Raw genomic sequence first — 21,059 nt, 5'->3', positions numbered from 1 at the left:
TTGATTCAAGTTACATGTGCTCTTATTGAAAGTAAGCAAAGAGTATTATGTGCTCAGCGGAGCGCAAAAATGAGCCTTCCTTTAAAATGGGAATTCCCTGGAGGGAAACTTGAAAAAGGAGAAACCCTGGAAGACTGTCTAAAAAGAGAAATAAAAGAGGAGCTTGGATTAAATATAAAAATCCTAGAGCGACTTCCCTCTAACACGCATAAATACTCCGATAAAAAAATTATTGAACTTATTCCATTTCGCTGTTCCCTACAAACCTCAGAAATCGATTTAAAAGAACATTCTAGAATAGAATGGGCAGGTGTTTCCCAATTAGAAAGTTTTGATTGGGCAGAAGCCGATATCCCAATCGTACAACATTATATACAGAATTTTAAATGAGTTTTGAAACAGGTCTTTACGAACAGTTAATAAATAAACTTGTCACGAATAAACTAGATTCTCTTGATTGTCAAAAGTTTCATATTAGTGAAACCCCTTTAGATAAGGAAGAAGCATCTCAGTACTTAAGTCTTTATTTGGCAGAAACTATTAAATATGCTTTAAATGAAATTAAAGAAAAAGATAGACCTATAAGGCAAATTGAAATTTCGAACAAGATTATTACGTTATTGGCCACAGAGCTTAAAAACCTAGATTTAACTGAAAATCTAATTGAAAATGAAGGTAGAATATTAGAAGCGGTCTTTTCTAAATCAAACTTTCCTTATTCAAATTTAAAAGATCGCTTAAAGGAAATCACACCTTATACTCGTCTTAGTCAAAGCGAACTATTTACTGGAAATAATACTGGGATTTCATTGGAGAGTGAGATTAAAAAGGAAATTCTTTCTGCCGATGAAATTTGTTGGCTTGTCTCTTTTATTAAATATTCTGGAATTCGAATATTTAAAAAGGAATTAGAAGAGTTTACTAAAAGTGGTAAGAAATTAAAAATCATCACCACTTCTTATATGGGAGCGACAGATGCTAAAGCTGTTGAGTATTTAGCTTCCTTACCAAACACCGAAATCAAAGTTTCTTATAATGTAGAGCATGAAAGATTACATGCTAAAGCATATCTATTCTTAAGAAATTCCGGATTTCATACTGGTTACATTGGCTCTTCCAATCTCTCTCGTTCTGCATTAACTAATGGATTAGAATGGAATTTGAAGGTTACAACTCAAGAAATTGGTCATATTATAGATAAATTCCAAAAAACCTTTGAAACCTATTGGGAGGATCCCGAATTTGAATATTACGAAAAGGGAAAAGATAGAGCTAAACTTATAAGCTCTTTGAAAAGGCAAAGCAGTCAAGGAATCAATCAAATTACTACCTTTTTTGACCTCAAACCATATCCTTATCAGGAGGAAATTCTTTCTAAGCTAGATTCAGAAAGGATTATTCATAATCGAAATAAGAATTTATTGGTCGCTGCAACAGGAACTGGTAAAACGGTGATATCAGCATTCGATTTTCAGCGTTTTAAAAAATCTAACTCCAGCCCAAAATTTTTATTTGTTGCCCACCGAAAGGAAATTCTGGAACAAGCACAAAAAACATTTCAACATGTTTTACGTGATTCTAATTTTGGAGAACTTTGGGTTGGAGGTTATAAGCCTGAAAAATATGACCAGCTTTTTGCATCAGTTCAAACTTTGAATAATCGACTTAATAATTTACAATTAGCGGAAGATTTTTTCGATTATATCATAGTAGATGAAGTTCATCATATAAAGGCCGATAGCTATAGGCCAATTTTGAAAAGATTCAATCCTAAAATTTTATTAGGCCTTACAGCAACTCCCGAAAGAATGGACGGTGGAGATATAACTGAAGATTTTCATAATAAAATTGCTGCAGAAATAAGACTTCCTGAAGCCTTAAATCGTAAACTACTTTCTCCTTTTCAATATTTTGCTTTATCAGATTCTATTGATTTGACCAATGTGAGTTGGAAAAATGGTAAATATGAGATTAAAGAATTAACCAAGCTATATACCGAAAATGATAGAAGAGTAGGAGATATACTTAAAAATTGTGAAGATTATCTTACTGACGTGAATGATGTACAGGCGTTAGGGTTTTGTGTGAGCCAAGAACATGCAAAATATATGGCAAGTAAATTTAATCTTGCTGGATTAAAAGCAGATTATTTAATTAGCGGGAACAGCTCTGATAGATCTATTTTGAGAAATCGTCTCAGTAAAAAAGATATCAATTATTTATTCGTTGTTGATATTTTCAACGAAGGCGTAGATATACCAGAAATAGACACTGTTTTATTCCTTCGTCCAACAGAAAGTTTAACAATCTTTCTACAGCAACTCGGTAGAGGACTGCGTCTTGCTGAAAATAAAGATTGTTTAACCGTCCTTGATTTTGTAGGCAACGCAAGACCTGAATATGACTTTGAGCATAAATTCAGAGCTCTAATTGGAAAAACTCATACCTCTGTAATTAAAGAAATTGAAGATGAATTTCCTCACCTTCCACTAGGTTGTTCTATCGTATTAGAGAAAAAGGCCAAAGAAATAATTCTAAAAAACATAAGAGAGGCGACTGAATTTAGGAGACCTCAACTTGTCCAAAAGATTCAAAATTTCAAGCATCATTCTACTAGACCTCTAAACCTCGCTAACTTTTTGGAATTTCATCATTTGAATATTGAACAAGTTTATAAAAAAGGAAGTTGGAGTAGGCTTTGTGCTGAAGCTGGGATAATAGAGGATTTTTCAGAACCTAATGAAAAGGAGCTGTCTAATTTTATAAGTAATAGGTTGATAAATTGCAATTCTGTTAGCTATCTCAATTATATCAAACGCCTATGTGAAACCAATTTTGAAATTTCTGAGAATTCAGAAATTGGTAGGCTGAAAGCATTAATGTTTCATTATGATGTATGGCAAAAGTCAGGTCCAGATTGTGGATTTAAAAGTTTACAAGAAAGTTTAAAGCAAATTGCGAGGAATCCGGTGATGAGAAATGAAATAAAGGAAGTGGTGAGGTATACAATTGAAGAAATTGACTTTGTGGAAAAATCTGTTGAGCTTGAATTTGACTTTCCACTAAAAATCTATAGCCGATATAATCGAAATCAAATTCTTGTTGCAATTAGAAGACATAAATTTGAAAAGGCTAAACCTAGTCGGGAGGGATCTTCTTATGAAAAATCCATAAATACTGAAGCCTTATTTGTGACATTGAAAAAATCTGATAAGGAATATTCTCCAACTACTATGTATGAAGATTATGCCTTAAATAAGCATCTTTTCCATTGGCAAACTCAAAACAGCGCTTCCCCAAACACTCCAAAAGGAAAGGCATATATAAATAGTGAAAAAAATGTTTTGCTTTTTGTAAGAGAACAAAATAAAGATGAATACGGTTTTACGATGGGTTACGTATTTTTAGGTAAAGTCGAGTTTCAGAAATATTCGGGGGAAAAACCTATGAATATAGAATGGAAATTAAAAGAACCTATGCCACCTTATATCCTGAAGGAAAGTCAAAAATTGGCGGTTGGATAAAATGAATAATATCACCAAAAGATTTTTTTCGTACCTTAATTGATTCTAACCAAAAACCAGAAATTATGAAAGGATCTTCAGGTAAGCGCAGGTTGGTAAAGAAATATGTAGCAGACTTTATCTTCTCTGAAAAGACACGATTTGTTTTAGAAGGTACTAACTATCAGTTCCCGAGCAGCAAGCCTGAGGGGAAATTCATAAAATTCAGTTTTGAGGATAGTCCGCGACGGAAGAAGCGGAAATACGTTTTTAAATGTATCTACAAGATGATGAAGAACTTCCAGTCTTCACTCAACTAAAAATAAGAAAGCTCTTTCCCACGAAAGAGCTTTCTTATTTAAGTATATAATCATTTTATTCTGCGGCAGTGGTATCCTGTTCCTTATCGGTGATATTCATAACCTGTAGTTTCCAGTCATTATTGGATTTTTTCCAGATGAAGGTATAAGTGCCTTCATAAGTGGTATTCAGGCTGTCGTTCTTGATCCCGTGGCTGTAAGTCCCGGCTTCGTAGGCGATATCCCCGGTAGCGTATTCTACCTGAGCATTTGTCTTAAGGTCTTTCATCATCGGCGCGGCATTGTTATACCAGGATCGTATACTATCAGCATTCATTTGCTGGCCTTCCATATAAAGCACAGCATCATTAGCGGTAAGCGTATCCAGTTCTTTCGGGTTATTCCGGTTCCAGGCATCTACCCACTGGGCGTTAGCTTCCGCAGGTTTACGAATATCGGCTTCAGCAATTTCTTCTTTGTCTTCAGCCTCCTTTTGATCTGCACAGCTTATGGTTAAGATCAGCAAAAGAAGTGGTAAACAATTGATCAATTTCATCTTTTTGGTTTTTGGTTAGATCCTAATTTACTTAAAAACATCATGTTATAATCCTGAATGCTTGATTTTTGGATAAAAAGTCAGCTATTTCAGACGATTTGATTGCTTTAAGACTAATCTGGAGTCTTTTTTAGTAATTGACTGTAAATCAAATTTTAAGTATTTTTAGGTAAATCATTATCAGATGTATCTTCGATTAATTCTTTTCAGTTGTTCTTTCCTGTTATTTTCCTGTGGCCGTTCTCAGGAAAATAAGGATATCCGCCTGGTAGGAGGTCCGTGTGAAGGTTGTGAAGCTGTACTGGAGTTTGGAAATGAAAAACTGGATCCCGTAGACACGCTTCCGGGTTTTGTTTCTGCGGAAAATAAGCTGAAAATTACAGGCACCATTTTTAAGGCCGATGCTAAAACCCCGGCCGAGGAGGTTGTACTCTATATTCATCATACCAACGCTGATGGCATCTACCCTAACAGGGGAGATGAAAAGGACTGGGCAAAGCGTCACGGTTATATACGCGGATGGATCAAAACAGACAAGGACGGGCGCTACACTTTTTACACTCAGGTACCCGGAAGTTACCCCGATGGGCGAAATCCGGCACATATACATCCCTATATTCTTGAACCGAACGGAAAATATTATTATTTATCGGCCTATTTCTTTGAAGGTGATCCATTGCTTACCAGCCACCACATGGAAGATCCGCCACGCGGGGGAGATGGGGTGGTTAAATTGAAACAGGCTGATGGTATGGCGCTTATAGAAAGAGATTTTGTACTGGGAAAGGGAATTCCAGATTATAATTAAACATGCTTTTCTGAAAATAAGTAAAAAGCTATTCAAGCTTTCGATTTTTTTCTACCTACATGGTTCGATTTAGTCCTTTAAAAGGTGGCCCCTGCCAGCCTATATTCACTTCCTTTTAGTATTCTAACTATAAAAATCTTCAGTTAAAATATTCTATAGGTTACCGGATCTGAAAATTTCAAGCACTTTAAAACAATTTTAGAAAAATAACTCTTAGGTCTAAAAAATATTTTACATTCGGATCGGAGTCCAGGAACCATACAAACGGGGCGTAACCGAAAAGCCATATGAGTAGGACAAAAAATTAACTAACCTGATGAAAATTAAAAGTTTATTTATCATTATGATCTCTGTAATGACGCTTACCAGTTGTTCTTACAGACTTGTAGATTTTACGGTGATCAGCTCTAAGAACATGAACCTGGATGTAGACAGGAGTATGGGAGTGGCTACCGAAGGAAAAAAATCTTATTTCCTTGGTCTTGGCTGGAATATCAAAGATGCCCTGGATGAGGCGCTTGAGCAGGCTGGACCTGAATATGATCTAATGATCGATGGAGTGGTGCGCTACGGAAGTTATCCGTTCGTGGCTACAGTAACCGTAGAGGGTACTGCCGTTAGCTCTCAGCAAATGAAAGAATCTATGGGAGTGGCCAACTATGAAAAATGGCTGAAAGAACAAAATGTGGTTTCTGAAAAGACCGCTGTGGTGATCGAGGAATAAATTTCCAGCCCAATACTAACCTAATGAAAAAGCCCTCCGCTATGCGGAAGGCTTTTTTCTTATATCTTAAATCTTATATCTAAGATCTATTTAGTATCTGTAATATTCAGGTTTGAATGGTCCTTCAACCTCAACACCAATATACTCAGCCTGGTCTGGTCTAAGTTCTGTAAGCTCCACACCAATTCTTTCCAGGTGAAGTTTGGCAACCTTTTCATCAAGATGCTTAGGAAGCATATAAACTTCGTTCTTATACTTATCTGTATTGTTCCAAAGCTCCATTTGTGCCAGGGTCTGGTTTGTGAAAGAGTTACTCATTACAAAACTTGGGTGACCTGTAGCACATCCAAGGTTTACTAACCGACCTTCAGCAAGAAGAATGATATCTTTCCCGTTGATGGTATATTTATCTACCTGTGGCTTGATCTCTACTTTAGAATCTCCGTGTTTTTCATTCAACCAGGCAACAGCGATCTCATTGTCGAAGTGACCAATATTGGCAACGATGGTCTTATCTTTCATTGCTTCGAAATGCTCTCCACGAACGATATCCTTGTTTCCGGTAGTTGTGATCACAATATCTGCCTTAGGAAGTACAGTTTCCAGTTTTTTAACTTCAAATCCGTCCATTGCAGCCTGTAGCGCACAGATAGGATCAATTTCAGTAATAGTAACGATTGAACCCGCACCTTTAAAAGACTGAGCGGTTCCTTTACCAACATCTCCGTATCCACAAACAACTACTCTTTTTCCTGCTAGCATCACATCCGTAGCGCGACGAATCGCATCAACAGCGCTCTCGCGACATCCGTATTTATTGTCAAATTTAGACTTGGTTACAGAGTCGTTCACATTGATCGCAGGCATAGGAAGTGTTCCTTTTTTCATGCGCTCATATAGTCTGTGAACTCCGGTTGTGGTTTCTTCAGAAAGTCCTTTGATTCCTTCAGCAAGTTCAGGATATTCATCAAGGACCATATTGGTAAGATCTCCACCATCGTCAAGGATCATATTTAATGGCTTACGCTCTTCCCCGAAGAAAAGTGTCTGCTCTATACACCAGTTGAATTCCTCTTCGGTCATTCCTTTCCAGGCATAAACCGGGATTCCGGCAGCAGCAATCGCAGCGGCAGCATGATCCTGGGTAGAGAAAATATTACATGAGCTCCAGGTCACTTCAGCTCCAAGAGCCACAAGGGTTTCAATAAGAACAGCAGTCTGAATGGTCATGTGTAAACATCCCGCAATTCTCGCTCCTTTCAAAGGCTTAGATTCTCCGTATTCTTCACGAAGCGCCATAAGACCTGGCATTTCTGCTTCAGCAAGTTCTATCTCGCGGCGTCCATATTCGGCAAGCTCAATATCTTTTACTTTATAGGCGGTATACGGTACTGTTTTAGTCGACATATTATTATATTTGAATATTAGCAATTTTTGTGCTTGCAAAAATAAGGAAAAGCTTAGAAATTTTATGCCTCTTTTTAAAACAATAACAGTTGACGAAGGTACTAAAGTCTTCATTTGGAAGGTAGAAGAAACTTATGAGTGGTTGGCAGAGGGTGTTGAACTAACAGAACATTGTCAACAAAGGGTCGACGGGATGAAGTCTGAAATTCATCGTCGTGGATTTATGAGCATCAGGCATTTGATGGCTGAAGCGGGATATAAAGACCATGATCTTTATTATGACGATCACGGGAAACCGCATCTTAGGGACGACAAATATATCTCTATCACGCATTCCTTCAATTTCACGGCTATTATTGTGAGCAATAAGGATGTGGGAATAGATATTGAAAAGCAGCGAGAGAAAATTCTGAAGATCGCCAATAAATTCACTCCATTGGATGAATATCATACTTTGGCAAATGAGGATGCTTTGATACGGAAACTAACCATCGTTTGGGGAGCCAAGGAATCTGTTTATAAGATTCTGGCAGAACCCGGTTGCGGATTCCTGCAGCACATCAATGTGATCGATTTTGATTTCGATGATTATAAAACGACCACTCACGTGAGGTATAATGGTATAGATAGATGGTTCGATGTAAAATTCATGGAGTTTGAGAATTTCACCTGTGTATATGCCATGCCTTCTAAATCTAAAGCCAAAGCCTGATGATCCAAGTTCAAGGTTACCTGGAGGAAATTCAGCAGGCGGCTTATGAGAACAGGAAATTGCTAGCGGTCCTCATAGATCCGGATAAGTTTGAGGAAGGAAAAGCCTCTTATTTTTTTCAACAATTACCCCCAAACACTTCCCATATATTTGTAGGCGGTAGTACCGTAGAAGAAGGAAGAACCTGTGAGGTAGTAAAGGCTGTAAAAACTTTTTGTGACCTGCCCGTTATCTTATTTCCCGGAGATCATAATCAGATCTCTTCTCATGCCGATGCTTTGCTTTTTTTAAGTCTTATTTCCGGAAGAAATCCAGAATTTCTGATCGAACAGCAGGTGCGTTCCGTGGAAAGGATCAGGAAAACAGAACTGGAAATTATTCCCACCGGGTATATCCTGATAGATGGCGGCAGGGAAACTTCAGTCCAGAAAGTCAGCAATACGATTCCGCTGGCACAAAAGGATATTCAGCAAATTGTGAATACGGCGCTCGCCGGGCAATATTCTGGAAAGGAACTCATCTATCTCGAAGCGGGAAGCGGAGCTAAAATGCCTGTTTCTCCGGAAATAATCAAAGCAGTGAAAAAGGATTTAAATATTCCGGTGATCGTTGGCGGGGGTATCCGCAGTACAGAGCAACTTCAGTTGTCTTATGAGGCGGGAGCCGACCTGGTAGTGATCGGGACTGCTTTTGAAAACGGTTCTTTTCGAGATTAAATGTCACCCTGAGCGCAGTCGAAGGATGCTCTTGAAATCAATTTTCTTTTTGTCATTTCGACCGAAGGGAGAAATCTAAGCCCGGAAACTACCCCATTAAGTTCCTGGTGTTAACACAGATTTCTCAGTCGCTTCAATCCTTCGAAATGACAGGCGAACAGAGTTACACTTCGACAGACTTAGTGTTACAAAATTCCGTCACCCTGAACTTGTTTCAGGGTCTCCAGAAATGCTGAAACTCCCGATGCTTCGGGACAGCACGACGTGGGTTTGATAAATGTCATCCTGATCACAGTCGAAGGATGCTCTTGAAATCAATTTTCTTTTTGTCATTTCGATCGGAGGGAGAAATCTCCATCTTTAGACTGTTTTACTTCTTTCACAATGAAAACTGACTACAATTAGCAAAAACACTTCTTAAATAATTTCAGGTAAAAATCTTAAATTGGATAAAAGAATCTAATAATCAGTTAATTATGAAAAATGAAAATCCGGTAGTTTGGTTCGAGATCTACGTAGATGACCTGGAGCGTGCTACATCTTTTTATGAGAAAGTATTTAAAACAGAGTTATCTGAAATTGGCGATCCTACTAACGAAGGTTTAAAAATGATGGCCTTTCCGCAGAATATGGAATCTCAGGGAAAAACGGGCGGCGCCCTGGTTAAAACGGAAGGTATGCCTGCAGGAGGGAATAGCACGGTCGTTTATTTCTATAGTGAAGATTGCAGTACAGAGGAAGCCCGGGTTAAAGATGCCGGGGGCGAAGTTCTAAGATCAAAAATGTCTATTGGTGAGTTCGGTTTTGTGTCTATTATAAAGGATACCGAGGGCAATATGATCGGTATTCATTCTATGAAATAAAGTGTTGATTGGATTTCTTTTGTCATTTCGACCGCAGGGAGAAATCTCAATCTGGAGACTCCTTCCCTTTGTTAGCAGTTAATCCTAAAAAGATTTCTCAGTCGTAAACTCCTTCGAAATGACAGGCGGACAGAAACGCACTTCGACAGGCTCAGTGCAACAGAAATCCGTCACCGTGAAATTGTTTCAGGGTCTATACAGATGCTGAAACTCCCGATGCTAAGGGACAGCATGACGTGGTTTTAAAATATTTCATCCTGAGCGCAGTCGAAGGATGTTTTTTTGTCATTCCGAGCAACGCGAAGGAATCTCCACCTGGAGACTGCTTCACTTCGTTCGCAGTGACTTTATTATCAATTTTCAATTGCCCATTATCAATTCTCTGAAATCCATTTGGTTTTGGCTAACTTTGGCTGGAAAACAGAAGTCTATGAATATTTCAGTAGAATTAACCCTCACACCAATACAGGATGATTATGAACCTGCGATCATAAATTTCATTAAGAAAATGAGAGAATCGGGGCTTACCGTAAAGGAGAATCCTTTAAGTACCCAGGTTTATGGTGATTATGATGAGGTGATGGGATTACTAAATAAAGAGATCAAAAATGCATTTGAAGCCATAGACCGCGGACTCATGTATGTGAAGATCGTAAAATCTGACCGTAGCGAGTATGCAGCCGATTTTTGATTTTTTCTTCGACCAGTATTCCGGGTATCCAACTTTATTCATCATTCTAGAGATCATTGCCGTGATCTTTGGTTTCCTTTCGGTCTGGTATTCCAAGCAAAATAATATTCTGGTATACCCAACCGGTATCGTGAGCACCATGATCTTCGTTTATCTGCTATGGCAATGGGAGCTATTGGGTGATATGATGATCAACGCCTATTATTTTTCAATGAGCATATATGGCTGGTACGTGTGGACTCGCAAGGTTGATCCCGAACATTACACGCCAATCACCTCTACCACCAGGAAAGAGCAGATCCAGTCGGTATTTATATTTATTGCTACTCTCATCTTTGTTTTCGGGGTATATGAATATTTCGAAAAATGGAATAACTGGACCGCCTATATAGACACCGTGACTACCGCGATCTTCTTTGTGGGCATGTGGCTTATGGCTAAACGTAAGCTCGAAAACTGGATCTACTGGATCATCGGAGACATTATTTCGGTACCGCTATATTTCTATAAAGGCCTTACCTTTACCAGTCTGCAATACCTGGTATTTACCATAATCGCTATTTACGGCTATAAAGCATGGAAGAAAAACTTGCGCAACGACCTGCGTCCTGCATAAAGATCGTCCTTTTTGGACCTGAATCCACGGGGAAGACAACCCTTTCCCAGGACCTGGCCGCGCATTTCAATGCTCCTTTGGTGAAAGAATTTATGCGGGAATATCTTCAGAAGGTCTGGGATGCTGAAAAGCGTATCTGTGAACCTCGTGATATTATTCCTATTGCTGAAGGGCAGATGCAGGTAGAAAACAGGCTGGCAGGAGAGGCAGATGAGCTTCTGATCTGCGATACAGATCTGTTGGAACTTAAGGTGTATTCTGAAGCTTATTACGATGGCTACTGCGACCCTCTACTTCTTAAACATGCGTTAAACAACCACTATCATCTCTACATTTTAACGTATATTGATGTTCCCTGGACTCCCGACGATCTAAGGGATAAACCTCATGACCGTGAGGGAATGTTCCAGAGATTTCAGAATGCCCTGGAACAGAGCAACAAACCCTACATAATTTTGAAAGGAGACCGGGAAACACGGTTGAAAACCGCTGTAAAAAAGATTGAGCAAATATTAAAAAAAACAAAAGCGTGAACTTTAGCGAGAAAGACACTCAGCAAATAAATAAAAAAGGAATATCTATCCAGGAAGTGGAGGAGCAGATAGCGATCTTTAAAAGAGGAAATATCAAGGTGAATATTACCGAAGCGGCGACGGTTGGTAAAGGAATAAGCCAGGTGGAAGCTGCAGAAAAGCACGAACTTATAAAGTTCTATGATGAGGAAAAAGATAATTTCAGTATCCTGAAATTCGTTCCTGCCTCGGGAGCAGCCTCCAGGATGTTCAAGTCCCTGCACCAGTTTGCAGACGAGTTTGACCCAGAGAAACATGAATTACGGGAATACCTGGATTCTACGGGAGATTCAGACCTGCGAAAGTTCTTTAATCATTTCGAGAAACTTCCGTTTTATGAGCATGCGGTTGAAAAAGCCAAAAAGAATAATTCCGGGTACAGCGATCTATCCAGTGACTCGCAATATAAGGTGCTGGTAAAGACTATCCTTGAATCAGACGGGCTTTTCCTGAGCAATCTGCCCAAAGGGCTGGTACCGTTCCATAAATATAGCCAGCATACAGCTACTGCCTTTGAAGAACATCTTTTCGAGGCGGCGAAGTATATCGCGGTAGACGGTGTGGCTAAGCTTCATTTTACGGTGGCTGAAGGCGATAAGGAAAAATTTCAGAACGAGTGGAAGCAAATTCAGCAAAGGGTAGAAGAAAAAACGGGGGTTAAGTTCGAGATCGAATATTCCTACCAGGACCCTAAGACAGATACCATTGCCGTTGATAATGATTTTAAACCTTTCAGGACTGAAGATGATGAGCTTTTCTTCAGGCCCGGAGGTCACGGTGCCCTTATTGAAAATATGAATCAGCTTGATGAGGAGATTGTCTTTGTTAAGAACATCGATAACGTAGTGACCGAAGACAAGGTTCAGAATGTGGTAGATCACAAGAAAATGCTTGGAGGTACACTCTTTAAAGTTCAGCAAAAAGTACATGGATATCTTGAGACCTTAGATAAAGGCAATGTTCCTTCAGAAAAACTGGATGAGATCCAGGATTTTTTAAGGAAAGAACTTTTTATAAAAGATTCATCTAATCATGATCTATTCATAGAGTATTTAAAGGAAAAACTACACCGCCCGCTAAGGGTGTGCGGAATGGTTAAGAACGAGGGAGAGCCTGGAGGAGGGCCATTCCTTGTTAAAGATAAGAATGGAGAGACCTCCCTGCAGATCATAGAGGGAGCGCAAATAGATGATGAAAATCCCGAGCAGGCTAAGACCGCCAGGGAAGCTACGCATTTTAACCCGGTGGATATCGTGTGCAGCCTGAAAGACCATAAAGGTCAGGCTTATGACCTGAACAAGTATGTAGACGAAGACATGAGCTTTATCGCAGATAAGACCAAAGACGGAAAGGCACTGAAAGCGCTGGAGCGTCCGGGTCTGTGGAATGGTGGTATGGCGAAGTGGAATACCATTTTCGTGGAGGTGCCTGTGGAAACCTTTAACCCGGTGAAAACAGTTTCAGACCTTCTTAAGGAATCACACCAGCCGCAATAATATGGATGAAGATCTCCTGCTAAGTGAGCTCGAATATAAAGCAGTAAGAAGTTCAGGTCCCGGGGGGCAGCACGCAAATAAAACGGCCACCCGGGTGGAGCTAAGTTTTGAAGTAGAGAGTTCTTCGGCACTTACCGATAACGAAAAATCCAGGATCTTAAGAAAACTCTCGGGAAGGATCAATAAAGAAGGGGTGCTTAAAATGGCTAATGAAGATTCCAGGAGCCAGCATACTAATAAGGAACTGGTTACCCAGAATTTTTTGTTCGAACTCAAAGAGGCTCTCAAAAAACCAAAAGCGAGAAAAAAGACAAAACCTACTAAAGCATCCCGAATAAAAAGATTGAAAGCCAAGAAGAAAAAATCTGAGATCAAGGCAAATAGAAAAGACCCTCTGAAATAAAAATATGGGGAATTTTTCCCCACATTAGTTACTCATTCCACAACCGAATCAACAGTAAATCAAGGGGATACATTTTTTAATTTTTCCTTAAGGCTTTGTTTTACAGGTAAAAGAGCTTTTTGGATAGAATATTTTCTCAGTGGTACGGTTTTTACAATATATTAAGTAGGTTAGTATTGGGAATGGAATAGATTATAACTAACTAATTTATTCTGTTTTATAATTTAGATTTTCGGATTGAAAAGGCTCCATTAGGAGCCTTTTCTATTTTATAGCTTTTTCTGCCCTGGCCCGGAAGATATTTTGAGGGAATTTTTCTACATATTTCACTACGGAACCTTCAATTTTCTACATAATATTTTGTGAAAAATTCAAACACTATTTTAATATTCTGTTGTTTTAAAGGCTTTTGGCGCTACTTAAAAAGAATGGCATAATTATTTGATTATATAAATCATAATAAAATGATCTAATCAATAAAAGATCGCTAAAACCAGAATTATGAAAAAGATTGCATTAAGTATGATGACCATTGGAGCTATGTTTTTTGCTACACAAAATATGCAGGCTCAGGATGAAGAGATCGAAGACGTGGACACCGAAGTGATCGAAATGGAGCAGGAGGAGTATGCGAGTGTAGATGTTGCGCAATTGCCTCAACCGGTTAAAGATGCCCTGGCTACAGATTATAATGGAGCAGAGGCAACTGAAGCCTGGGTGAAAACCAAAGATGATAAACAGGTATATAAACTTAAGCTAAATGTAAGCGGAGAGACCGAAAAGGTTTACATAGACCAGGACGGTAACTGGCTTGATGAAAATGGCGAGCACGGTGAAGACTAAAAGTCCGGTTAAGGAGAATCCAACTCCACGGCAACAGACTAATGAAAAAGAGGAATAGAAGAAATTCTACCCCGGCAGGCTTGCAAAAAAGTGACTGGTTTCAGGATCAATCCTGATTACCAACGACCAAAAAACTAACACTATAGGTCACTTTTTTGCTTGTTCTAAGGGAAAAACAGGAAATCTGTGAAATGGGAATTTAATTATTGGCAATTATATAACCACGAATTGCCGAAAAAGAGAGGTTGCAATCCAACCTCTCTTTTTTTTGCTTTCTTTTAAAAACTAATGATTTAAAGATTATTACCTTTGCTAAGCTTTTTAATTTTGATCTATGTCTAAAGTTTTGGTCGTTGAAGACGATGTCGCGTTTGGTACCATGTTAAAAACCTTTCTGGAGAAAAGGGATTACAAGGTAGCTTTAGTATATTCAGCAGCTGAGGCCTTCAAAAAAATATCTTCAGATAAATTTGATCTTGTCCTTACCGATGTAAGGCTGCCAGATAATGATGGTCTAGAAATCCTTAAGAATGTAAAGGCTGAAAATCCATCTACCCAGGTGATCGTAATGACGAGTTATGCCGAGATAAGTATGGCAGTGAATGCCATGAAAGAAGGGGCTTTCGATTATGTATCCAAACCTTTCAGGCCAGAATCCATTCTGCAGACCATAGAAAATGCCCTTCATACTAACGAAGTGGCTCCAAAAGTTGAAAAGCCCAAAGCGCCAAAAAAATCCAGCGGACCTTTAAATGAAAATAAAGACCTGGTTAAAGGCGTTAGCGAACCTTCAAGGAGATTGAGCGATTATGTAGAACTGGTGGCGCCTACTAACATGTCGGTGCTTATTACCGGCGAAAGCGGTACAGGGAAAGAGCAGATCGCTAAAAGTATTCATTTGCAAAGTAAAAGGCATGCAGCTCCCTTTATCGCTGTAGATTGTGGTGCAATTCCTAAAGAGATCGCTTCCAGTGAATTCTTTGGTCATATCAAGGGATCCTTTACAGGTGCCATTAATGATAAGACCGGCCACTTTGCCGCTGCCAATGGCGGAACTCTTTTTCTTGATGAGATTGGAAACCTTACTTACGAGCTTCAGGTGCAGTTGCTAAGAGCCCTCCAGGAAAGAAGGATCAAGCCTGTAGGAAGCAATAACGAAATTGAAGTGGATATTCGGGTGGTTACCGCCACCAACGAAGATCTTTCTGAAGCAGTAAAGGAAGGGGATTTCAGGGAAGACCTATATCACCGCCTGAACGAATTTTCTATCAAGGTGCCGGCACTTAGAGAAAGGAAAGAAGACCTGATGCTATTTGCCAACCAGTTCCTGGACGAAGCTAATGCCGACCTGGAAAAGAATATTGTTGGATTTACCGATGAGGCTATCCACGCTTTCAAGAATTATAACTGGCCGGGAAATCTGCGGGAACTGAAGAATATGGTGAAACGTGCCGTGCTTTTAACCCAGGACGAATTGATCCCGCTGAAAGTGCTTCCGCATGAGATCGCTACCTCTACGCGTACCAACGAAAATGATTACGGCCTCTTTAAGAACAAGAATGAAGAACAGCTTATTCTGGATGCGCTGGAAAAGACCGGTGGGAATAAGAGCAAGGCGGCAAGGATGCTTTCTATAGATCGGAAGACCCTATATAATAAGCTGAAACAATACGGAATTAAGCTGTAATATTCGTATCCAGGCTGGACATTAATTCCTTGATTTTTCTTTCCAAATGATCGAACTGAGGTTTGGTAATTTCTTCCCGTGCTTCGAGTTTCATCAAGACCATGATCACTTCGTTCGCTTTCATTTGCTTGAGCATAGGCAGCATTCTGTGTGCTAGCTTTCCCATCTTATCTTTATCCTGCTCCTCGTAGGCCTGTTTTAAGTCTGCCAGACTTTGATGCGCCCCCTCAAGGAAAGCCTGTATGATCGCATACATGGCATCGTCATCCTGACCCGAAAATTCATATATGTCGCTCAGGTCGTAAGAATCTGACTGAAGTTTCTCGATCTTTCCGGCTTCAGGTTCGGTTTCTTCGGCTATACTTAAATCCAATAGATCGGCGATATTCTGCTTTAGTTCCTGAGGCTTGTAAGGTTTTAGCAATTTATTGTTGAAACCAGCTTTGGTATAAACCTCTTTTTCTATGTCTGTCCTGCCAGAAAGGGCGATCACCGGCAGGTCCTTAAAAGCTTTCCTGGAGCGGATATTATTTATCAGTTCAAAGCCATCCAGGAATGGCATCTGTATGTCTGTGAGTACAATATCGAAATTTCCCTTTTCCAGTTTTTGCAGGCCTATCTTCCCGTTCTCGGCGGTTTCTATTTCGAAGCCCATAGACCGGGCCACTTCTACAGTAAGGGAAAGCTGTCCTGGTTCATCATCTACGATAAGAGCCTTTAAACCTGTGGCGTCTAGGTTTTCCTCGTTGGGGGTCTCTTCTTTATTCTCCTGTTCTCTTTCCGGTTCTTCCCTGGCTTCAGAAAGTTTTACTACAGGGATAAGAATAGTGAATTCACTTCCTTTTCCCTGTTCGCTTTCCAGCTTGATCTTTCCGTTGAGAAGTTCTGTTAGTCTCTTAGTGATGGCCAGGCCAAGACCCGAACCGCCGAAACGTTTTTCTATGCTGCTGTTTTCCTGGGAGAATTCTTCGAAAATGCTTTCCTGCATTTCTTTGGAAATACCAATTCCGGAGTCTTTCACCCTTATTTCGAGCAGGTAATTTTCACCTACATCTTTTTTAAGTTCTGCAGCTATGAGAATGCTTCCCTCTTCGGTGAATTTCCAGGCATTCGAGATAAGGTTGGCCAGGATCTGCTTGATCCTGAAAGGATCGCTTTGTATCTGGGCATTTGTTTCTTCAGAAGCCTCTATGATGATCTCTACCTCTTTCTTCTTTTCTGCAGGTATCACATTGCTAACCGTATCCCTGATAAGTTTTTTAGGGTTGAAAGAAAGGTTCTCGATAAGCATTTTCCCGGCCTCAAGTTTAGAAAGGTCCAAAAGGTCGTTCACCAGCCTTAAAATGAATTCTGAAGATTTCTTGATCTGGGTGAGATAGTGCTTTTGCTTTTCGTCCAGGTCTGTTTTCTGGATAAGGTCGGCATAACCCATCACCGTGGTGAGCGGGCTGCGCAGGTCGTGGGTAATGGCGGCCATGAATTGCTCCCGGCTGGCCAGAAGGGATTCAGCAAAATCCTTGGCTTCCTCCAGTTCCATCCGGTAGCGCTGGCTACGGGTGATATCCCCAATAATGTTAATGATAAAATACAGGATGATTAGCAGAATGATACAGCCCCCAATAATGATAATATTCGAAGTCTTGTTGAGCATATTCTGAAAAACCTCGGCTCTTTCTACCGTGTTTTCCCTTTCCTTTTCCTCCAGTCCGGCCAGAAGGCTTTGTACCTGCTGGTTTAGGATCACATCATTGCTTAAAAGCTCATTTTCTTTCTGTATCACTTCGTTCTGGAACTGCCGGTTGGCGAATTCCAGGTCGGTAAGTACCTTTTTTACAGATTGTACCAGGGAGTCCAGTCGCTTGGTCGAGATCTGTTCCGCATTATCTTCCCTTGAATATTCGAGCCATTTAATAAGCACGTCCTTCTGATAAGGCTTCAGGTTCCTGAACCTGTTCTCGTAGTTATAATCCTTGAAAGAAACGTCTATATTCTGAAGTTCTCTCAGGGCCTTGGAGTAATAATTAGTATTCCTGTCGGTATCCCGAAGGGCGACCAGTTCCTTAAGGTTTTCGGTCTTTAGTTCCAGCAATTTGGAGATACTGTCTATCTCATTTTCAAGGTTAATGTCGGTGTAGGTGGCCTCGAGCTTGTTGAGCTTGGCATTTATGCTGTCAATCTGGGCATTATAGAGTTCAAGTTCCTCTTCATTTCCGGTTTGGATGAGGCGCCGGCTTGTGTTTTCAGATTCGTTGAGGTTGGTGCTTATCTCGCTCACCAGGATGAGTTGCTCGTTGTTCTCGGTGTTGGACTGGGCGATCTCTGAGTAGGCGATTACCTGGTCGTAAACATACCAGATTGCGAGACCGGCTAGAACCGCCACGATCAGATATCCGGCGACTACTTTTACGGTGATGGAGCGTTTGGCGTTGAACATTACCTGGATTTTATCTAAAATTAAGCCAATTCTATCAAATCACTTCAAAAGTATTGTATTTCTAAAAAAGCATCTTACTTTTGCGGCATAATCTCATAAGGGGTGCCACGAAATTGTGGCTGAGATCATACCCAATGAACCTGGGCGGGTAATGCCGCCAAGGGATGAGCGCGAAGGCGCAGTGTATGCACTCCTGATTTTGCCCTATGGCAGTTTCAGGATTTTTTATTTTTAAACTAAACTATAAGGAATAATCGCCCCTTTTATTCGTAAAAATTTTACGGATGAAAAATGTATTATTTTTTTTAGGTCTGTTCGTTCTTTCCATACAGGCCTATGCACAGGAATTCACTATTTCAGGAACTGTCACCGAAAATGGATACCCGCTCAACGAAGCTTCGGTCTATGTTAGGGGTAGTGGCGAAGGGACGCTTACCGATGAGAACGGAAGATATCAGATTAGCCTGCCCGAAGGAAATTATACGCTGATATTTTCCTTCGGAAACCAGAAAACTAAAAGCCTGCTGCTGGATTCAGACCAGCAATTGAATGTAGACCTGGCCGGAGCCCAGGAATCGCTGGATGAGGTTTTTCTTTCTTCGGTGAGGGTAACCACCAAAGATCCAATCACCTACAGCAATCTTACGAACGAAGAGATAGAAGATAGAAACCTGGGGCAGGATATCCCTGTCTTGATGAACTATATGCCTAACGTGGTGACCACGACCGATGCAGGTGCCGGAATTGGTTATACCGGAATTCGGGTAAGAGGAAGTGACGCTACCAGGGTAAATGTCACCATCAACGGGATTCCCTATAACGATGCGGAAAGTCAGGGCACCTTCTGGGTAAACCTGGGGGATTTTGCCTCATCTGTAGAAAATATGCAACTGCAAAGAGGAGTAGGGACTTCAACCAACGGGGCCGGTGCTTTTGGAGCCAGCCTTAACATTCTAACCGATTCTTATAAGGAAGAAGCCCAGGCTGAGATCGCCAATAGTATAGGATCTTTCAACAGTTTTAAACATACCCTGAAGTTCAGTTCAGGGCTTATCAATGATCATTTTTCGTTTTCCGGGAGGGCCTCAAAGATCCGCAGTGACGGGTATATCGATCGGGCCAGCAGTGACCTGAAATCTTATTTTCTCCAGGGTGCCTATGTAGACGATAATACACTCATCAAAGCCCTGACCTTTGGAGGAAGTGAAAGAACTTACCAGGCCTGGTATGGCATCGATGCCGAAACCCTGGAAAATGACAGAAAGTTCAATCCGGCCGGGTTATATACAGATGAAGACGGAAATACCAAATTCTATGAAAACCAGACCGATAATTATAAGCAGGACCACTACCAGTTATTATGGAACCAGGATTATAACAGCAACTGGTCTTCTAATATCGCATTTCACTATACCTATGGCCGCGGTTTTTATGAGGAATATAATGAAGATGCAGACCTTCAGGAATTTGGACTGGAACCTTTTATTATTGAAGGAGAAGAAGTAAATACTTCAGATATCGTGGGTACGAAATGGCTGGATAATCATTTCTACGGAACGGTCTTCAGTTTAAATTATGAGGATTCCAACTGGGATGTGACGTTTGGAGGTGGCTGGAATAAATATGAAGGCGATCATTTTGGAGAAGTTCTATACACCAGGTTTGCCCAAAATAATGAGCCTTATGAGCCTTACTATTTCAACCAGGCTGAAAAAACAGATTTCAATATCTACGGAAAGGCCAATTTTGCAATTACCGAAAAGCTTGGTGGATATGCTGACCTCCAGCTGAGAACCGTGCATTATGAAACCGATGGTTTGCTGGACGACCAGACAAGGTTTTTGAATGAGGATGATTTTAGCTTTTTCAATCCTAAGGCCGGACTTACCTATCAGCTGAACCAGGCTAACCAGTTCTATCTATCCTATGCCCGGGCGCATCGTGAACCCAGCAGGAACGATTATGAGAACGGAGATCCCCAACCTGAAGAACTCAACGATTTTGAACTTGGCTGGAGGCACAATAGTAGATCTATACAGCTGAATACAAACCTGTATTATATGGATTATCAGAATCAGCTGGTCCTTACCGGGGGCATAGATGCTGAAGGTGCCTTTGTAAGGCAGAATAGTGGGAACAGTTACAGGTTAGGTCTGGAAATAGATGCCAGCATCAGGATCGTGGAGAATTTTTCGGTGAGACCGAACCTGTCTTTGAGCAGGAATAAAAATGTGGATTTTATGGCTCCTTTCAACGGGCAGCTGGTAGAGTATGGCGATACCGATATCTCTTATTCCCCGGAAGTGGTTGCCGGGAACATTTTTAATTATGAACCTGCAACAGGGCTGGAGCTTAAGTTGCTTTCAAAATATGTAGGGGAGCAATATATGAGCAATGTAGAAGCTGAAAACTCCAAACTGGAAAGTTACTTCGTGAACGATTTTAATGTTCAGTATACCTGGGAAAAGCCCTGGGTGTTTAGGGAGATCGTTCTTACCGGACTGGTGAATAATATCTTTAATGAAAAGTATGTTTCCAATGGCTATTACTATACTTACGACATCCCGAACGAGGATTTTCCTGCGGGAGTGCAGACGCTGGATGGAGCGGGGTATTATCCGCAGGCTACTACCAATTTCCTGCTTGGGCTAAGCCTGAAATTCTAGAAGTCGTTTTAATAATTTTTCCGCCTCCTTTCTGCTTTGTTGGGGTATTCAGGAAGGGGGCTT

19 protein-coding genes are annotated in these 21,059 nt (G+C 40.5%); 16 read left to right on the top strand and 3 right to left on the bottom strand.

The window, feature by feature from the left end:
* The 3 genes from FLP08_RS11365 to FLP08_RS11355 all read left to right on the top strand — a co-directional run bounded on the left by FLP08_RS11365 (position 1) and on the right by FLP08_RS11355 (position 3,823).
* A complete protein-coding gene (locus FLP08_RS11365) occupies positions 1-390 on the top strand; it encodes a (deoxy)nucleoside triphosphate pyrophosphohydrolase (RefSeq protein ID WP_156276862.1) in 390 nt (129 codons plus the stop codon).
* Positions 387-3,524, top strand: coding sequence for a DEAD/DEAH box helicase (locus tag FLP08_RS11360; protein ID WP_156276861.1), 3,138 nt, complete (start codon positions 387-389; stop codon positions 3,522-3,524). Before FLP08_RS11365 ends, FLP08_RS11360 begins: the two co-directional genes overlap by 4 nt.
* 65 nt (positions 3,525-3,589) lie before the next feature.
* Positions 3,590-3,823: a hypothetical protein gene (locus FLP08_RS11355; protein ID WP_156276860.1), complete on the top strand. Its 234-nt coding sequence runs from the start codon at positions 3,590-3,592 to the stop codon at positions 3,821-3,823.
* 55 nt (positions 3,824-3,878) lie between these two features.
* On the opposite strand, the gene FLP08_RS11350 is transcribed toward FLP08_RS11355, so the two are convergent.
* Complete coding sequence (locus FLP08_RS11350; protein WP_156276859.1) at positions 3,879-4,358, bottom strand: YybH family protein; 480 nt, start codon at positions 4,356-4,358, stop codon at positions 3,879-3,881.
* Positions 4,359-4,542: 184 nt separating this feature from the next.
* On the opposite strand from FLP08_RS11350, the gene FLP08_RS11345 reads away from it, so the two are divergent.
* Positions 4,543-5,166 carry a dioxygenase family protein gene (locus FLP08_RS11345; RefSeq protein WP_156276858.1) on the top strand — a complete coding sequence of 208 codons (624 nt, stop codon included), beginning with the start codon at positions 4,543-4,545 and terminating at the stop codon, positions 5,164-5,166.
* Positions 5,167-5,482: 316 nt separating this feature from the next.
* A complete protein-coding gene (locus FLP08_RS11340) occupies positions 5,483-5,890 on the top strand; it encodes a hypothetical protein (protein WP_156276857.1) in 408 nt (135 codons plus the stop codon).
* 90 nt (positions 5,891-5,980) lie between these two features.
* Here FLP08_RS11340 and ahcY read toward each other — a convergent pair whose 3' ends face one another.
* Positions 5,981-7,297, bottom strand: coding sequence for an adenosylhomocysteinase (ahcY, locus tag FLP08_RS11335; RefSeq protein ID WP_156276856.1), 1,317 nt, complete (start codon positions 7,295-7,297; stop codon positions 5,981-5,983).
* Between the two features lie 64 nt (positions 7,298-7,361).
* Between ahcY and FLP08_RS11330 the strand changes: the two genes are divergently transcribed.
* From FLP08_RS11330 to FLP08_RS11285, 10 genes are all read left to right on the top strand, one after another.
* Entirely contained in the window at positions 7,362-8,009 is a 648-nt protein-coding gene (locus tag FLP08_RS11330) for a 4'-phosphopantetheinyl transferase family protein (RefSeq protein ID WP_156276855.1), read from the top strand.
* The gene (locus FLP08_RS11325; protein WP_156276854.1) at positions 8,009-8,725 is read left to right on the top strand and encodes a phosphoglycerol geranylgeranyltransferase; all 717 of its coding nucleotides are present in this window, start codon (positions 8,009-8,011) and stop codon (positions 8,723-8,725) included. Before FLP08_RS11330 ends, FLP08_RS11325 begins: the two co-directional genes overlap by 1 nt.
* Positions 8,726-9,201: 476 nt before the next feature.
* Positions 9,202-9,588, top strand: coding sequence for a VOC family protein (locus FLP08_RS11320; protein ID WP_156276853.1), 387 nt, complete (start codon positions 9,202-9,204; stop codon positions 9,586-9,588).
* A 430-nt stretch (positions 9,589-10,018) separates the two neighbouring features.
* A complete protein-coding gene (locus FLP08_RS11315; RefSeq protein ID WP_141876620.1) occupies positions 10,019-10,279 on the top strand; it encodes a YkoF family thiamine/hydroxymethylpyrimidine-binding protein in 261 nt (86 codons plus the stop codon).
* Positions 10,263-10,895 (top strand): nicotinamide riboside transporter PnuC, encoded by a 633-nt coding sequence (gene pnuC, locus FLP08_RS11310; protein ID WP_156276852.1) that lies wholly within the window; start codon positions 10,263-10,265, stop codon positions 10,893-10,895. The genes FLP08_RS11315 and pnuC overlap by 17 nt, the downstream gene beginning before the upstream one ends.
* The gene (locus FLP08_RS11305) at positions 10,856-11,428 is read left to right on the top strand and encodes an AAA family ATPase (protein ID WP_156276851.1); all 573 of its coding nucleotides are present in this window, start codon (positions 10,856-10,858) and stop codon (positions 11,426-11,428) included. Before pnuC ends, FLP08_RS11305 begins: the two co-directional genes overlap by 40 nt.
* Complete coding sequence (locus FLP08_RS11300; RefSeq protein WP_162431048.1) at positions 11,425-12,963, top strand: DUF4301 family protein; 1,539 nt, start codon at positions 11,425-11,427, stop codon at positions 12,961-12,963. The genes FLP08_RS11305 and FLP08_RS11300 overlap by 4 nt, the downstream gene beginning before the upstream one ends.
* A 1-nt stretch (position 12,964) precedes the next feature.
* Positions 12,965-13,366, top strand: a complete 402-nt coding sequence (gene arfB, locus FLP08_RS11295) for an alternative ribosome rescue aminoacyl-tRNA hydrolase ArfB (protein ID WP_156276850.1) — start codon at positions 12,965-12,967, stop codon at positions 13,364-13,366.
* Positions 13,367-13,867: 501 nt separating this feature from the next.
* The gene (locus FLP08_RS11290; protein WP_156276849.1) at positions 13,868-14,209 is read left to right on the top strand and encodes a hypothetical protein; all 342 of its coding nucleotides are present in this window, start codon (positions 13,868-13,870) and stop codon (positions 14,207-14,209) included.
* Positions 14,210-14,543: 334 nt separating this feature from the next.
* Positions 14,544-15,896, top strand: a complete 1,353-nt coding sequence (locus tag FLP08_RS11285) for a sigma-54-dependent transcriptional regulator (protein ID WP_156276848.1) — start codon at positions 14,544-14,546, stop codon at positions 15,894-15,896.
* Here the strand turns inward: FLP08_RS11285 and FLP08_RS11280 are convergent.
* A complete protein-coding gene (locus FLP08_RS11280; protein WP_156276847.1) occupies positions 15,886-18,330 on the bottom strand; it encodes an ATP-binding protein in 2,445 nt (814 codons plus the stop codon). The genes FLP08_RS11285 and FLP08_RS11280 overlap by 11 nt on opposite strands.
* 284 nt (positions 18,331-18,614) lie before the next feature.
* Between FLP08_RS11280 and FLP08_RS11275 the strand changes: the two genes are divergently transcribed.
* Positions 18,615-20,996, top strand: coding sequence for a TonB-dependent receptor (locus FLP08_RS11275; RefSeq protein ID WP_156276846.1), 2,382 nt, complete (start codon positions 18,615-18,617; stop codon positions 20,994-20,996).
* Positions 20,997-21,059: the final 63 nt, after the last annotated feature.

The sequence above is a fragment of the Christiangramia aestuarii genome, from assembly GCF_009735585.1.
In the GTDB taxonomy this organism is placed as follows: Bacteria; Bacteroidota; Bacteroidia; order Flavobacteriales; family Flavobacteriaceae; genus Christiangramia; species Christiangramia aestuarii.
The sequence above is the reverse complement of the archived record's forward strand: the minus strand, read 5'-3'. Positions and strand labels throughout refer to the sequence as shown.